The organism is Brevibacterium mcbrellneri ATCC 49030, assembly GCF_000178455.1.
In the GTDB taxonomy this organism is placed as follows: Bacteria; Actinomycetota; Actinomycetes; order Actinomycetales; family Brevibacteriaceae; genus Brevibacterium; species Brevibacterium mcbrellneri.
On the sequence record NZ_ADNU01000012.1, the window covers coordinates 69608 to 84609 of the forward strand.

The window sequence follows — 15002 nt, forward strand, 5'->3', positions numbered from 1 at the left end:
CACAGATGACAACAGGTGCACAAGTAGACGCGGAAGCGCGGACGGAAGGCCACACGGAAGCGCGAGCCGAAGCGCGCACCATCAGATCAGTTCTGGTAGCCAACCGTGGTGAAATCGCACGACGAGTGTTCGCAACCTGCCGTGAACAGGGAATCGAAACCGTCGCCGTATTCTCAGACCCAGACGAGGGGCTGCCGTTTGTGGCCGAGGCTGACAAAGCTGTGCGCCTACCGGGGAAGAGTGCTGCGGAAACGTACTTGGACGGGCCTGCCATCATTGAGGCCGCTCACCGAACAGGCGCTGACGCAATCCACCCCGGGTACGGTTTCTTGAGCGAAAACGCTGAGTTCGCTCGCGCGGTCATGGACGCGGGACTCACATGGATTGGCCCGTCACCTGAAGCGATCGAATCGATGGGTTCGAAAGTTAGGTCCAAAGAACTCATGGATGCCGCCGGGGTTCCGATCCTCACAAACATGGAACCAGACAGCATCACAGAAGCCGATCTCCCGGTTCTTGTGAAAGCTTCTGCCGGAGGTGGTGGCCGCGGTATGCGGGTGGCGGATTCCATGGATGCACTGGCAGAAACGATCGAGTCAGCTAAGCGGGAGGCCCAGTCGGCATTCGGCGACTCCACTGTGTTCTGCGAACGTTACATCCCCGCCGGTCACCACGTGGAAGTGCAAGTAGTAGGCGACATGCACGGCAACGTGTGGGCTGTTGGTGAACGCGAATGCTCCATTCAACGCCGACACCAGAAGGTCGTTGAAGAAGCGCCTGCCCCGCTTGTTGAACGGCACGGGCAAGAGCTACGCGACCGGCTATTCCAAGCAGCGAAAGACGCCGCAACGCGTATTGGATATGTGGGTGCCGGAACGGTCGAATTCCTTGCCGACAGCAACGGCGAGTTCTTCTTCTTGGAAATGAACACCCGACTACAGGTTGAACACCCCGTGACAGAGTCCGTGACAGGAGTGGACTTGGTGGCACTTCAACTGCACGTCGCCCAAGGTGGCGAACTCGTAGGTGAACCGCCTGCACAGACGGGGCACTCGATCGAAGTCCGCCTGTACGCAGAAGACCCAGCCGAAGGGTGGAAACCACAGTCCGGGCCAGTGCACCGGTTCGACGTTCCTGGAGTGGATGAACGGTTTAGTACGGTGCGGGCGCGCAGAGCAGTTGACAACTCAGGCGCCTCGATCCGGTTGGATGCGGCATATGTTGACGAGGCAGCTTTTGACGGCGGTGCCTCGGGCGGGGCATCAGCGAACACAGGAACGGAAATCAGTCCGTTCTACGACCCCATGATCGCCAAGATCATCTCCACAGCGGACACTCGCACCCGGGCAGCCACGCACCTTGCGGATGCGCTAGCCCGGATGGACTGGGACGGCCCCACCGTTAACCGCGACCTGCTCGTCCAGATCTTACGCAGCGACGCCTTCGTGCAAGGAAACACGGATACGAATTTCCTCAACGAGCACGAAGACGTTTTCTCCCCAGTCGTGTCGGACCACCACATACAGATCGCCGCGACAGCAGCTGCACTTGCGCTCGCGGCCACTGTCGAACGTGATCAGGTGACGACCGCCTCGGGACACATTGTTCCCCAGAGCGCGACGGAACTCACGGGCGAGGAGTCGCTGGCCCGGGACATCGCGCAGAGAAACCCGCGCCCACACATTGGGCGGTTCCGTCTGTTCGCTGATCAGCCAAGTGCGCGTACGTTTGTCACCGAAACCGGCGCCGAGGTGGCGGTCGCGACTTCGCAGAGGCGGGGGACGTGGGTTGTTGAGAACTCCGAGGTGGACATTGCGGTCAAGGAGGCGCGTCCTGAGCGCGTGGTCCTGGAGATCGACGGTGTGCGGACCGCGTATTCTGTGCGGGTTCAAGGCAGGCGCGTGACTGTTAACTCAAGCGGTGCTTCCGTGGTGCTGGTGGAAGCAGAACGCTTCACCGACCCGGCTTTGGTGGCGGCACCTGGAAGTTTGTTGGCACCCATGCCCGGGGTTGTCAGTAGTGTGCATGTGAACGTGGGAGACGCTGTTACCACAGGTCAGGCGCTCTTGACCATGGAAGCGATGAAAATGGAGCACACGATTCATGCGGATGCGGACGGAAGCCTGAAAGAACTGCCCGTTTCGGTAGGAAACCAGGTGGAAGCAGGTGCTCTTCTGGCAGTGATCGAGGTGGAAGACAATGAGTGAGAGTGTTTCGGGTGGCGGTGTGCCGGGCGCTGGCCCCTTGGGTGGGGACTCGCCAGTGTTGTACGAGGTCGAAGGTTGCGTGGCACATGTGACACTCGATAGCCCCAGCAACAGGAACGCGATCTCGCCGGCTCTTATCGACAGTTTGTTGGAGGCGTTCCAGGCGGCAGAGGAAAATGCTCAGGTACGTTCCGTGCGCCTGTCGCACACGGGCAACACCTTTTGTGCGGGAGCCGATCTCAAGGCGACGGGGACTTCTGTTGAAGCGCAGCGGCATATGGGTGAGAAAATGGCACAGCTTTTGCTGGCGATGCTGGAACACCCCAAACCGATTGTGGCGGTGGTTGACGGCCACGTGCGGGCCGGTGGGATGGGGATTATCGCCGCGGCCGATTCTGTGTTCGCCGGTCCGGCGGCAACCTTTGGGCTCAGTGAGGTGCGTATTGGGGTGACGCCGGCGTTGGTTTCGGCCGTAGTGCTACCGCGCATGACGCAGAGGAGTGCGTCGAGGTGGTTTATTGGTGGCGAGACGTTTTCAGCTCACGAAGCGTTAGAAGTTGGTTTCATTACCGAGGTGTGTTCTGAGTCTGAGGGCGACAAGAGCGCGTCTGGTGTTGCCGGTCAGCTTGAACAGGCATTTGCCAAGAGCGCGCCACGTGCCATGGCCGAATCCAAGAAGCTGGTCAATGCTCCAGTTGTGAGCAAGCTGGTGGCTGAACGCGATGCGTTGGTCGAGCTGTCGTGTCGCATGTTCATGTCCGAAGAAGCGCGTGCTGGCGTCCAGGCCTTTCAGAAGCGCCAACCGGCGCCGTGGGATGTGAGCTAGACCGGGTGGTGAAGCTTCACCGCGCATCGGACATATTTATGGCTGGTGTGTCTGGGGTTTCGTCTTAATCGTGCGCAACGTACGGATCCAGGAAGCTTTGATCTTGTTGCGCCGGTCTGAGTCGTCGGTGAGGACGTTCGCAAGACCTAGCCCTCGAGCCAAGTCGAGAGTCACCTGAACCGTTCGGAACGTATGTTCGTCGCTCACGTCTGCGTTGAGCAGATTGACAGCAAGGCCAAATGCTTTGCGGGCAAAGCGTTCCTCGAGGGGAACAATAAGGTCGCGCAGCTTGTCATCTGTCATCGCTGCTGTCCACACCTGAAGTGAGGAGCTGAAGAGTTCGCCCACATAAAGGTCAAAGAGCAAATCAGCGACAAAGCTGTATCGGTCCTGGTCACCCACATTTTTTACCTGCTCAAGAAGATAAGTTGTGCGCTCGTTAAACAAGTAGGTGAGTGCTGCCACAATCAGTTCTTCACGCGTGCGGAAATGGTGCTGAAGCGAACCTCTGCTAACCCCACTTCGCCGGGCAATTTCCGAGGTGGTCGCGCCTGTCCAGCCGAGCTCGGAGAGCGCAGACACAGTGCTTTCGAGCAACCGCTTTTGCGTGGCCCGGCTTCTGTCCTGTTTGGGTTCACGCACCGTCGACAATGAAGGACTCTGTTGTGACCGCGTGCCTGACTTTTCGACCATACGGGTAAATACTAGTGAAGTGGCCACTGGTTTATGCGGTTCACCGCAGCGTGGCGCGCAACAAGCGCGCCTGAAACTCCAGTGGTACACTTGTCGAGGTTCCCGCCCGCGTAGCTCAGTGGATAGAGCGTCTGCCTCCGGAGCAGAAGGTCGTAGGTTCGAATCCTGTCGCGGGCACCGTGTGATCAGTCGGGACATCGTTGACATTGTCAGTCGCCTTGATCGTGCGAAAGACGCTAGTTGTACTTCGAGATATCGATGTCGAAGTACATGATGAGCGCCATGGCCCATGTGCCGATCAGGGTAAAGAAGCCCAGGAAGCGCAGGTGCCCTACGATCGTTTTGTCGTGGGACCCCTTGCGTTTTGCCTGAGCGGCCAGAACCCACGCTGTCACAGCGCCTCCCACCGAGAGCACTACAGCGGCCAGTGCGACAAACATGCGTGGCAACATCGCAACTGGTTGCGCCCACAGCACGCCCACCACAATCACAACGATGAAGAACAGTACCCATCCAAAAATGCTGAGGATGGGGCGTGCGAGCGTCCAACGGGCTGGAGCCGCAAGAATGACCGCAAAGAACACGACAAATGCTGCAATAGTGAATAAAAAACCTGCGGTGAGCGGAGTTGACTCAGTGCCCTCTCGGAACATCAATCCGGTGAGCGCGCCAGTCCAGAAACCCAGCAGCAACACAAACACCAAGCCGATTCCACCAAGGTGAACGGGATTGCCAATTCGCTTGCCCAGAGACATGACTGACTCGTTTTTATGCGCCTCACTTTCCGAGGCGGCAAAGACAGCTTCAGGATTCCTTGTGACCATGTCGGCAAAGCGATATGGATCGCCCAGAGTCTGTGGCAAATGCGAACCGCCCGATGACGCAACGACGCGTTGAAGATGGTCCACCGTCCGGTTCACCGTGGCATGATCCACCCCGTTGTTATTCAGCCGATGGACAACAGCCCATGCCCACTGTGCGTCTGCTCCTTGAAGATCGCCAATGGGGCGGTGCGGTGAGTTTGACATGTTTCGACTATAACCACCTTGTCGAGACCAGCAGGCGAAATAGAGTAGCCCCTCGCTACTGTGAGCGAGGGGCTACGCATGTGTGGTAGAGCTGAGGGAACGTGTCCTATCCGAATGCCAGGCCATAGTAGTTCAGGGCGTCGGTGACGGGCTGAAAGTACGACTGGCCCTTAACATAACCGCCGTTGAAACCACAGCGCTGCGCTGCCGGGCCGCCGGAGGTCATACCTACTGCATAACCGCCCGAAGTGTACGCGCCTCCGGAGTCACCGGCTGCTGTGCACACGGTTGATGCGCCCAAGCCAGACACACTGGCAACGGATCGCCCTGCGTTATCCGTGTAGTTCACGGTGGAGTTGTACGCAGTCACTTTCCCGCAGGTAATACCTGAGGTGGCGCCAGTACGGCACACATCGGTTCCCACTGGTGCCTGCCACGCGCCTCGGGATGAACCTGAAATCCTTGCTCCTGAACCGTACGTGTTCACGTTCGTTGAGAGTTCTGATCCTCGTGACAGAACGACGTAGCCGAGGTCGCGGTCGGGGCGACCGTCATAGGAGCGGAATGCTGTGCGTCCTTGGGTGGCAAAAAGGCTGCCTTGGGCGAAGAAGCTCTGTTGTCCTTCTATACAGTGACCAGCCCACACCATAACTTTCTGACCGTCACTCGTGGTTGCGGGGAATCCGGCTGAACAGTAGCCACCGGACCTCATGCTGATCTTGTCTCCACCGGACGCGCGAGCTTGGACCTGGTTGGGGGTTCCTTCTCTCAGCTCAACTGCGTCACCGAACTGCTTAGCTTTTTTCACAAGATCCGAGTTGGCGTTTTTCTTTGTGACAGTAATGACGACCCGGTCCTTGGCGACGTCGGGGGTCACAGCTGAAACATCGCTACGGTCTTTCACCTTGTTAAGTGTGTTAACGATTTCGTTGAGCTTGCTTTCACCGTGCTTCGCTTGACGGACCTTCAAGCCGGCTTTCTTAGCGTCTTTTTCGGCCGTGCTTCCCTGTGGAGCCTGAACCACTAATGAGTTGTTCTTGTCGAAGAAAGCTCCGTCGTAAGAGTGGCCCTTCTTATTTAAGTCATACAAGTTGTTGTTCTGGTCAGTCTGCTTCTCAAGGTGGGCTCGCTGAGCAGCCTCAGAACGGCCCGACGATTTGGCCATGATTTTTACCTGCTCGTCACTAAACGATGGGTCGACGTGCTTGACTTCAGGTGAAGTTTTTGCCGGTTTAGGATCGGCATGAACAGGGGCTGGTTGTGCAATGGTCAACCCGGATAGGGTAAAAGCTCCAGCTAGTGCAGTACATAGGACTTTCTTCTTCACTGTGTTCTCCTCATCTTGGTTACGAACATCTCTACTGTTTCTCAACATGAAGCTGGTCACTATTGGGCTGAGGTTAGTTTCTTGACGATCTTTGGCTGAGGTTACCGAGACGTTCGTGGGTTGCCTATGACGAAAGTGGTATTGCTTGGAGCGATCTTCCACCAGCACTATAGAAGTATGAAAAAACTCACTGTCGCAGTCGTGTCGGGCCTTTTAGTTTTCGGGTCCGCTTCCCCTGTTGCCGCGGTTACTCATGAAGCCCTTCAACTTCCGTGGTTTTGCTACATGGGTCGTCCAATTATTGGAATTTGCCCAGCTGAAATGCTCAAGTAGCTAGACCAGAGCGCCTGCCATGAAATAGAACGTAAACTGCACAGTGTGTTGTATGATCTTGCAATGTGCAAAATGGGTCGCGGAGTAAGGGACGAATCGCACACGGTCAGAAGTAGCATCATTCCTCTGACTCTTGCAGGCCTCTTTGCGCTGTCGAGTTTGCTTGATCAATCGACATACACGCTTGGCCTAGACGCAGTTATCATCGTGCTGGTTATCAGCGCAGGTATCGCTCTTATGGCGGTGAACCCGTGGATCACCGTTGGTGTATGTGCGCTGGCGGTTATTGCAACGGTCATGGTTGATGTCACATTCTTTGGTGTTGCGGCTCTACTGCTGCCTATGACTGCTGGTTATATGGTTGTCCGGGGTACCCAGGGTGCAGCCTACGCTTTCATGCTTGTCGTAGCCGTTCTGTTAAGTGGAGCCGTTATGACGTCCGAGGTGTCATACGAAGTTCTCGTGTCATCCGTCATGTTCTGGGTGATCGCTGGTGTCATTGCATTGGGCGGAGGGCATTTGGTTCGGCACTTGCTACTGCGTGAAGCGCGCATAAAGGAACGTGCCCGCCTTACGCTCGACGAACTCAGAACTGAGCTGTCGCGCGATCTCCACGACTCGATTGGCGGAGTCCTTACCCGTGTTTCGCTTCTTGCTCAGCAGGCGCGCATGTCTGAACCTGCCAAAGTGGCGGCGAACTTGGAGCAGATCGTCAAGGAGACTCACTTTGCGACTGGCGAAATTCGTGTTCTTCTCAGCCGACTGCGGACACTTGACGACAAAATCCAAGGCGCGCGACCACCTCGGGACATCGAGCAAACGTGTGGCGACAAAGTGTGTGCAGCAACCACCACAACTGTGGAGGACATCAGGTGCACCATTCTTCGTTTCTCTAATCAACTGGATGCCTACGGGTTCGCCGTGGAAGTGTATGCGGCGCCGTCCGGGATTAGCGTCTTACAAAACTACTCAGGTGTGGTCAACCGGCTTTTTCATGAAGCGTTACTTAACACGGTGAAGTATGCTGACCCCGAATCGCCCGTCCGTCTCATAGTCGACCTCAACGACAACGCAACGGTTGTCTTCTCAAACGCAATCAGAGAAGACGCCTCGTGTGCGGACAGCTCAGGATTTGGGTTGGCCTCCCTTGCACGCGACTTCATCGCGCACGGTGGCTCGCTGACCATCACGCGGGAGCGCTCACATGAAGGCAAAGAGCAATGGGTTTTGTTGACCCAGCTGCCAGTCGCCCACTGAAGGATGGTGTCATGACTGTTTCAGTCACGCGTGTGAGCGTAGTTGACGACGACCCGTTGGCACGCAAGATTATTTGCGAACTGCTTAACGCTCAAAACGAACTGAGTGTGGTGAGCTCTTATGACGATGGCCAAGCCCTCATCGACGACCTCGACCGAGACACTGCGCCACAAACAGATGTGTATCTGTGCGATATAGCTATGCCACAACTGGACGGTATCGACACGACGAAGGCCATACGCGAACGCGGAGATACCACCCCTATAATGCTTCTCACCTCCTATGATGTAGAAGAGCGTTTCATACAAGGCATGCAGGCTGGAGCAAACGGATATCTCATTAAGACCTCCGATATAAGCCAGATCAGAGCCGCGATTCTCTCTATAGCTAGCGGCACTGCTGTGTTCTCACCAGATGCGGCTGGGTTTTCTCGCGCGGTGGTGGCTAATGAAGCCCCCGGGCAAACACCGGCGGACCTTTACGGCCTAACTGAACGGGAAGAAGCAATTCTTACGCAGCTGTGTCGCGGGCAGTCCAACTACGAAATTGCGCGTTTCCTGGGCATCAGTGAAGGCACGGTCAAAGTCCACATCACGTCGATCATGAAAAAGGCCAATGTGCGGTCGCGCTTGGAGCTTGTGGTTCAGGCGTTTAATTCGGGAGCCGTGCAACCTATGCGCACTGACGGATACCGCTAGGCGCAAACCTTGTTCATAAAACGCCATCCAGTTGTGTTCGTCTGACATGCACCGATTAGGCTAGGGCATGTGACACCCGAAGAACTCAAACTCGCTATTGAACAGGCCATCTCCGCGTACAACGAAACGCACGGAACGAACGTGGAGGTGCCTGCCAAACTTGTCGTTGAACGCCCAAAGAATCGTGACCACGGTGACTGGGCAACCAACGTGGCTTTGCAGACCGCTAAGAAGACTGGGTTGCAGCCGCGTGAACTGGCAACCGGCCTGGCTCAGATTCTGAGCGATGTTGACGGGATTGAAAAGGCCGAGGTGGCCGGCCCTGGCTTCTTAAACATCACCTTGGCAGCGGGTGCGGCTGGCAAGCTCGCAGCCGACATCGTTTCGGCTGGTCGCGAATATGGGCGTGGAGAATCACTCAAAGACTCCACCATTAACTTGGAATTCGTGTCGGCTAACCCAACTGGCCCACTGCACATTGGGCACACGCGTTGGGCGGCCCTCGGAGACGCCATTGGTCGCGTACTCAAAGCGGCCGGTGCCACTGTGACGACTGAGTATTACATCAACGACGCCGGTTCCCAGATGGATACCTTCGCCAACTCAGTACTTGCGCGTATGCGGGGCAAGGACGTGCCCGAAGGTGGGTACCCCGGCCAGTACATCGCCGATATCGCCCGTGAACTGCTCAGTCGCCACCCAGAGTGGAACGACGCAAAAGACGAAGACATTTTCGAGCAGGTCAAAGACGAAGCGTACAAAGCGCAGCTGAAAGACATTTCGGACACCCTGGAGTCCTTTGGCGTGCACTTTGACACGTGGTTCTCCGAACGCACTCTGCACGACACCGGAGCCATCGCCGAGGCGGTCGAACGTCTGCGCGAACAGGGCCACGTCTTCGAAAACGAAGGCGCTATTTGGTTGCGCACCACCGACTTCGGGGATGACAAGGACCGTGTTTTGGTGCGCTCAGATGGAGTTCCCACCTACTTCGCCGCTGACGCCGCGTACTACCTCAATAAACGCGATCGTGGTTTTGAAGAAAAGATCTACCTTCTGGGCGCTGACCACCACGGATACGTCGGGCGCCTCAAAGCCTTGGCCGCGACAGCCGGCGACGACCCCAACCGCAACATCGAAATTCTCATCGGACAGCTCATTTCCGTTAACGGGGCGCGTCTGTCCAAGCGCGCTGGCAACATCATCGAACTACGTGACCTTGTGGAGTGGCTCGGCTCGGACGCAGTCCGCTACTCGCTGGCTCGCACCCCAGCCGACTCACCACTGGCACTGGACCCTGAGGTACTCAAGTCCGCCAGCAACGACAACCCCGTCTACTACGTCCAGTACGCGCATGCTCGCGCGAAGAGCGTGGAGCGGAAAGCCACCTCGGCGGGCGTTTCCACCGACTCCTTTGACCCGGCAACCCTGCAGGACCCCACTGAAGCGGCACTGCTGTCCGCGCTCGCAGACTACCCACGCGTTGTGGCCCAGTCCGCCCAGTTGCGAGAGCCTCACCGGGTAGCCAGGTACTTGGAATCTCTCGCCGGACTCTTCCACAAGTGGTACGACGCATGCCGCGTGACTCCCTTGGGTGATGACCCGGTTGAACCGGTTCATTCTTCTCGCCTGATGCTGGACATGGCAACCGCAACAGTCTTGTCGAACGGTCTGGACCTCATGGGCGTTTCTGCCCCTGAAAGGATGTAATGCCTGCTCACCCCTCCGGTGTTCTACACGCTGGTCCCTCGCCTGTTTGGTTGCCGGAACCAGATGACGTCAATGAACTCATGCCGTCGTTGTGGTCTAAGCACACGGTTAAGAAAGACGGCGTTCTCACGGTGTGCGGGCATTCTGTGCAAGACGTAGCCCACACATTTGGATCTCCCGTTTTCGTCTTTGACGTGGACGATTTCCAAACCCGTGCTCGCGACTTTGCTGAGAGCTTTGACCGCGAGTTCGCGGCGAATGGAATGACGGCGCGCGGTTACTACGCGGGTAAAGCGTTTTTGTGCACTGCCGTGGCCAGGTGGGCAACCGAAGCTGGGTTAGGCGTCGATACCTGCACTCTGGGGGAGATGCTGACCGCACGCGCTGCCGGTGTGGACCCTGGGCGTGTTGGCCTGCATGGCAACAACAAGTCAGACGCTGAACTGGAAATGGCAGTGTCGTGGGGGATCGGTCGCATAGTGGTGGACTCGCTCGACGAGATTCCGCGAGTTGAACGCATCGCCGAGCGTTGTGGCGTGACTGCGCCCGTCATGGTGCGGGTGACCGTGGGGGTCGAAGCCCACACGCACGATTTCATCGCAACCGCCCACGAAGACCAGAAGTTCGGCCTTTCTTTGGCTAGCGGTCAAGCGTTAGAAGCGTGCAAGAAAGTACTGAAGAGTCCCCACCTGGACCTGGTTGGTTTGCATTCGCATATCGGTTCGCAAATTTTTGACGCAGAGGGCTTCATCCTGGCGGCCACGCGCGTGATTCGCTTGCGTGCCACCTTGCAGCGGGACTTTGGGGCTCCCGTCGCCGAGGTGGATCTGGGTGGAGGTTTCGGTATCCGGTATACCTCGCAGGATACTCCGAGCTCTTTTGCTGACATGGCCCGCAAACTTGCTCGCGCTGTTGTTCGCGCGTGCGAAGACGAAGACACCGACCTTCCGAACGTGTCCTTTGAACCAGGGCGGGCAATCGTGGGACCGGCAGCTTTTACGTTGTATGAAGTAGGCACGATCAAACCTGTTCATACGGAAAACGGTGTGCGCACGTACGTGTCCATTGACGGTGGGATGAGCGATAACGCGCGTACCGCACTGTATGACGCAGACTATTCCTGCACACTGGCAAACCGGCGCTCTGACGCTGAACCGATCGTGGTACGTGTTGTTGGCAAGCACTGCGAGTCTGGAGACATCGTGGTGCGCGACGAGTATCTGCCGTCTGATGTCTCAGCTGGTGATTTGATTGCTGTTCCGGATACAGGCGCGTACTGCAAGCCACTAGCCTCGAACTATAACCTGGTCCCTCGTCCAGGTGTTTTAGCTGTGGAAGAAGGACGCGACCCCTATTGGATTGTTCAACCCGAAACCTATTCTGATCTGTTTGCAACCGACCCTGGATTTGATCCAGCTCTACTCGAAGGAGACGTATGACCCTCAAGGTCGCACTATTGGGTGCGGGCACCGTTGGTGTGGAAGTCGCTCGACGCATTCTGGAACGCCCAGATGAACTCCGCGACCGGATTGGCGACGACCTGGAGCTGACGTCCGTTGTTGTTCGCGACACTTCCAAGGAACGTCCGGGGGTCCCAGCAGACTTGATTACGGCAGACGCGCACGTGGCGATTCAGGGGGCTGACATCGTCGTGGAGCTCATGGGAGGAATCGATCCAGCCCATGATTTGATTCTCAGCGCGCTGAACTCTGGAGCTTCGGTTGTGACAGCTAACAAAGCGCTTTTGGCAAAACACTTCGCTGAACTCTTCGAAGCTGCTGACAATGCACAAGTGCGTCTTGAACACGAAGCTGCCGTTGCCGGTGCAATTCCGATTATTCGACCCGTGGGCGACTCCCTGGCCGGTGACCGCATCACACGTGTCATGGGCATTATGAACGGAACCACCAACTACATCTTGGACAAGATGGACACAGAAGGGTGGAGCTTTGACGAAGCCCTGAAAACAGCCCAAGAACTGGGATACGCCGAGGCTGACCCGACCGCAGACGTGGAAGGGCACGACGCTGCAGCTAAAGTTGCCATTTTGGCTTCGCTGGCTTTCCACACCCCGGTGACTATCGACGACGTGTACGTCGAAGGCATCACTTCTGTGACTGCCGAAATGGTAGAAACTGCACGCGCTCAGGGCTTCACGATTAAGCTCCTGGGCATCTGCGAGAAACTCGACGACCTAGGTAAGGTCTCTGCTCGCGTCTACCCGGCACTTCTGCCCAACTCACACCCTCTGTCTTCGGTCAGTGGTGCATTTAATGCTGTGTTCGTCGAAGCGGAAGCAGCAGGCGAACTCATGTTCTATGGCCAAGGGGCCGGCGGTGCTCCCACCGCGTCAGCCGTTTTGGGTGACATCGTCTCGGTTGCACGTCGCAAAGTTTTGGGTGGACGCGGTCAATACGAACGTCGCGCACGCACCATCTTGCCTGTTGCGTCGTTAGGCGACATCACCACGCGTTATCAGACCACACTGGATGTCGCTGACCGTCCTGGTGTTCTGCAAGCGGTTACCGAAGTTTTCGCAAACCAAGAGGTCTCCATCGAGCTGGTCCAACAGTCCCAGTACGATGACCTGGAGGACGGAGACTCGCGTGCCAAACTTGTTATTGCAACACACTCAGCAACTGAAAGCGCGTTAGCTCAAACCGTGAAGAACCTCAACGATCTAGACGTCGTGCGTACAATCCACTCAGTTTTGCGCATCGAAGGCCAATAAGGAGACACAGTCATGGCACACCAGTGGCGGGGAGTCATCAACGAGTACCGCGAATACCTCGACATTGACGCAGATACTCCTGTGGTCAGTCTGGGCGAAGGTGGAACCCCTCTTATTTTCGCTGAACACCTTTCGGACCGTGTAGGTGCAAACGTGCATGTGAAGTTCGAAGGAATGAACCCCACGGGGTCGTTTAAAGACCGTGGCATGACCATGGCAATTACGAAGGCCCGCGCGCAAGGAGCGCAAGCCGTCATCTGCGCGTCAACGGGGAACACCTCGGCGTCCGCAGCTGCCTACGCAACCAAAGCAGGGCTCACCTGTGCCGTACTGGTGCCAGCAGGCAAGATCGCAATGGGCAAAATGAGCCAGGCAATTGCGCACGGCGCAACCCTGGTTGAAGTCGACGGGAACTTCGACGACTGCCTCACCCTGTGCCGAAAACTGTCTGAGGCATACCCCGTGCACCTCGTAAACTCGGTGAACCCGGACCGCATCGAAGGGCAGAAAACTGCGTCATTCGAAATCGTGGACGCCCTAGGACAAGCACCAGACGTGCACATTCTTCCCGTTGGAAACGCAGGAAACATCACGGCGTACTGGAAGGGCTACAAGGAGTACCAGACAGCCGGTAAGGCTCAGTCCCTGCCACACATGTGGGGATTCCAGGCGGCCGGGGCGGCACCTCTGGTCGAAGGCCACCCGGTAGACAACCCAGAAACCATCGCAACCGCGATCCGCATTGGGAACCCCGCGTCGTGGAAGCAAGCCGAAGCTGCACGTGACGAATCCGGTGGTCTTATCGACTCCGTGACTGACGAGCAGATCCTCGAAGCCCACCGGGTTCTTAGTTCGACTGAAGGGGTTTTCGTGGAACCCGGATCGGCCGCCTCGATTGCCGGACTCCTCAAAATGGCTCAGGCCGGCCGCATCCAAGCAGAGTCCACAATCGTGTGCACAGTCACCGGACACGGGCTCAAAGACCCACAGTGGGCACTCAAGGCAGCCGGTGGCGACTCGATCGAACCTGTGAAAGTATCTGCTGACGTTGTCTCGGCAGCCTCCGCGCTGGGCTTGGAAGCATAGCGTGCTCACGATCGAAGTATCCGCGCCAGCGACCTCGGCCAACTTGGGCCCCGGATATGACAGCTTTGGGCTGGCGCTGGACCTGTGTGACAACATCACCGCTGTTCTCCACGACGAACCGGTCGACCTCAACAACTGTGTGACGGTCTCAGGTGAGGGGGAAGGGCAACTGCCTACCACTTCGGACCACCTCATTCACCGGGTCGCCACAACTATTTTGCGCGACCGCGGAATCGACGTGGGGGACCGGTTGACACTCGACTGCGTCAACGCGATTCCACAGTCACGGGGGATGGGGTCCTCAGCGGCGTCCGTGGTGGCGGGCATTTCGGTTGCGGACGTGATTTCGGAACACTTTGACCTGCCTAAACCTACGGCGCAAGACAAACTGCGGTGGGCAATCCGTTTTGAAGGGCACCCAGATAATGCGGCACCAGCTCTTTTCGGGGGAGTGTCGGTGAGCTGGGTGGATGGTGAAGGCCAGCCGGTTTCTGCCTCCCTACCCGTCCATCCGTCCATCACCACGGTTTTGATTGTGCCGGATACGTGTTTGGATACGCAGTTTGCGCGAGATTTGCTTCCCGAGTTCATTCCACACGAAGACGCGGCTGCCAACTCCGCGTGTGCGGGGCTTTTGGTGCATGCGATCGGAAATGACCCGTCGTTGTTGTTTGAAGCCACGGTGGATCGTCTGCATCAGGAATACAGGCGCAGCGCGATGCCTGAGTCTTTGGCCCGCGTAGATGCGTTACGAGACGCGGGCCTCGCAGCCGTGGTTTCAGGTGCCGGTCCCACGGTTGCAGTGTTGGGGACCGAGGTTGATCTTCTCGCGCGCTGCGAGGAAGTTCTGGCAGGTGATGAGTCCCGGATGATCGCAGCATCCATTGCCGACTCTGGTGTCGTCGTGACATCGACGCCCAACTGAGTTGGCACGAGGTGGCTTGCCGTTTGAGCTGTTCTGCATGTGCGACACTCACGCGAGAAGAATTGGCATTCTCGCCTTGAGTTAGGTAGGGTGAAAAGCGTTCCGCTCGGGATATTAAGCCGAATTGTCAAGGAACATTCTCGTATCATTTATCGATACTCTCTAACAGAAGCACCTCATG

12 protein-coding genes and 1 tRNA gene are annotated in these 15002 nt (G+C 57.2%); 10 read left to right on the plus strand and 3 right to left on the minus strand.

Going from position 1 to position 15002, the window contains the following annotated elements; all coding sequences use genetic code 11:
• The first annotated feature begins 5 nt into the window (after window positions 1-5).
• Both HMPREF0183_RS01690 and HMPREF0183_RS01695 read left to right on the plus strand, forming a co-directional pair.
• Window positions 6-2207, plus strand: coding sequence for an acetyl/propionyl/methylcrotonyl-CoA carboxylase subunit alpha (locus HMPREF0183_RS01690; RefSeq protein ID WP_050775306.1), 2202 nt, complete (start codon window positions 6-8; stop codon window positions 2205-2207).
• Window positions 2200-3033: an enoyl-CoA hydratase-related protein gene (locus HMPREF0183_RS01695; RefSeq protein WP_005882134.1), complete on the plus strand. Its 834-nt coding sequence runs from the start codon at window positions 2200-2202 to the stop codon at window positions 3031-3033. Before HMPREF0183_RS01690 ends, HMPREF0183_RS01695 begins: the two co-directional genes overlap by 8 nt.
• A gap of 36 nt (window positions 3034-3069) precedes the next feature.
• Here HMPREF0183_RS01695 and HMPREF0183_RS01700 read toward each other — a convergent pair whose 3' ends face one another.
• Window positions 3070-3675: a TetR/AcrR family transcriptional regulator gene (locus tag HMPREF0183_RS01700; protein WP_040347665.1), complete on the minus strand. Its 606-nt coding sequence runs from the start codon at window positions 3673-3675 to the stop codon at window positions 3070-3072.
• Window positions 3676-3830: 155 nt separating this feature from the next.
• Here HMPREF0183_RS01700 and HMPREF0183_RS01705 point away from each other — a divergent pair.
• A tRNA-Arg gene (locus HMPREF0183_RS01705) sits at window positions 3831-3903 on the plus strand.
• Between the two features lie 59 nt (window positions 3904-3962).
• Here HMPREF0183_RS01705 and HMPREF0183_RS01710 read toward each other — a convergent pair.
• Both HMPREF0183_RS01710 and HMPREF0183_RS01715 read right to left on the minus strand, forming a co-directional pair.
• Complete coding sequence (locus HMPREF0183_RS01710) at window positions 3963-4754, minus strand: hypothetical protein (RefSeq protein ID WP_005882138.1); 792 nt, start codon at window positions 4752-4754, stop codon at window positions 3963-3965.
• A 106-nt stretch (window positions 4755-4860) separates the two neighbouring features.
• Entirely contained in the window at window positions 4861-6081 is a 1221-nt protein-coding gene (locus HMPREF0183_RS01715) for a S1 family peptidase (protein WP_050775304.1), read from the minus strand.
• Between the two features lie 405 nt (window positions 6082-6486).
• Between HMPREF0183_RS01715 and HMPREF0183_RS01720 the strand changes: the two genes are divergently transcribed.
• From HMPREF0183_RS01720 to thrB, 7 genes are all read left to right on the plus strand, one after another.
• Complete coding sequence (locus HMPREF0183_RS01720; protein WP_040347666.1) at window positions 6487-7671, plus strand: sensor histidine kinase; 1185 nt, start codon at window positions 6487-6489, stop codon at window positions 7669-7671.
• 11 nt (window positions 7672-7682) lie between these two features.
• On the plus strand, window positions 7683-8369 hold the full coding sequence (locus HMPREF0183_RS01725; protein WP_005882146.1) for a response regulator: 687 nt from the start codon (window positions 7683-7685) through the stop codon (window positions 8367-8369).
• Between the two features lie 69 nt (window positions 8370-8438).
• Window positions 8439-10079, plus strand: coding sequence for an arginine--tRNA ligase (gene argS / locus HMPREF0183_RS01730; protein WP_005882148.1), 1641 nt, complete (start codon window positions 8439-8441; stop codon window positions 10077-10079).
• Window positions 10079-11518 carry a diaminopimelate decarboxylase gene (gene lysA, locus HMPREF0183_RS01735; RefSeq protein WP_005882150.1) on the plus strand — a complete coding sequence of 480 codons (1440 nt, stop codon included), beginning with the start codon at window positions 10079-10081 and terminating at the stop codon, window positions 11516-11518. Before argS ends, lysA begins: the two co-directional genes overlap by 1 nt.
• The gene (locus HMPREF0183_RS01740) at window positions 11515-12810 is read left to right on the plus strand and encodes a homoserine dehydrogenase (RefSeq protein ID WP_005882152.1); all 1296 of its coding nucleotides are present in this window, start codon (window positions 11515-11517) and stop codon (window positions 12808-12810) included. The genes lysA and HMPREF0183_RS01740 overlap by 4 nt, the downstream gene beginning before the upstream one ends.
• Window positions 12811-12822: 12 nt before the next feature.
• Window positions 12823-13896, plus strand: coding sequence for a threonine synthase (thrC, locus tag HMPREF0183_RS01745; RefSeq protein ID WP_005882153.1), 1074 nt, complete (start codon window positions 12823-12825; stop codon window positions 13894-13896).
• Between the two features lies 1 nt (window position 13897).
• Window positions 13898-14821, plus strand: a complete 924-nt coding sequence (gene thrB / locus HMPREF0183_RS01750; protein WP_005882155.1) for a homoserine kinase — start codon at window positions 13898-13900, stop codon at window positions 14819-14821.
• Window positions 14822-15002 lie beyond the last annotated feature (181 nt).